The organism is Limnospira sp. PMC 289.06 (genome assembly GCF_032350395.1).
GTDB lineage: Bacteria > Cyanobacteriota > Cyanobacteriia > Cyanobacteriales > Microcoleaceae > Limnospira > Limnospira platensis.
Map to the genome: position 1 here is coordinate 1 of NZ_JARPLC010000427.1, position 635 is coordinate 635.

Genomic DNA, 635 nt, shown 5'->3' on the forward strand with positions numbered 1-635 from the left:
CCCGTTGTTCAGCTTCTATCCTCGCCAAAGTAGCCTCTTGCAAAGCCGCGTATAACTCATCAGGAATTAGCAATTTTTGGCCGTTATCTTCTCGGTAAAAATCGATAATTTTACCGGAGACTTGTAAACGTAAACCCAGAGTTTCACTGCGGTTATCCGTAATTAATTGGTAACTATCTCCCACTAAACGATAACCCCGCAATTGTTCAGTTATCCACTGCCCTTTCGGGTCAAATAACCAGTATTCTTTCACCTCCAAACTTTCATAGAGATTCTTCTTAACCGTTTGGTCTTGTTCTTTTGTACTCGGAGAAGTCATCTCAAAAATCACAGCCGGAACTTGTCCCTCTTCCCAAATTTTATAGTTATCCCTTCCCCCTGGTTCCACATCAAAAATCACCATCACATCAGGGGCTACCCGCAACTTAGGGAAACCCGCCGCATAATACATAAATTGGTCAGCCAAAACCGTCGCTTTTCGGTCTTTTAGGTATTCTTTCAGAACTAGCATAGTCGCCATTAGAACGTAAACATGATCATAAGTTTCTGCCAAGGGTTCTCCGTCCCTACTGGGATAAAAAACATCAGTTTTATGGGTCAGGCTGTCAACTGCTATCATAATTCCTAACTCCGCA

General features: G+C 42.7%; 1 protein-coding gene. It reads right to left on the reverse strand.

From position 1 onward, the window contains the following. Positions 1-619, reverse strand: a 619-nt coding sequence (locus P5674_RS25585; protein ID WP_315670462.1) for a Uma2 family endonuclease, incomplete at its 3' end; no start/stop codon positions are given. Between the last annotated feature and the right edge of the window lie 16 nt (positions 620-635).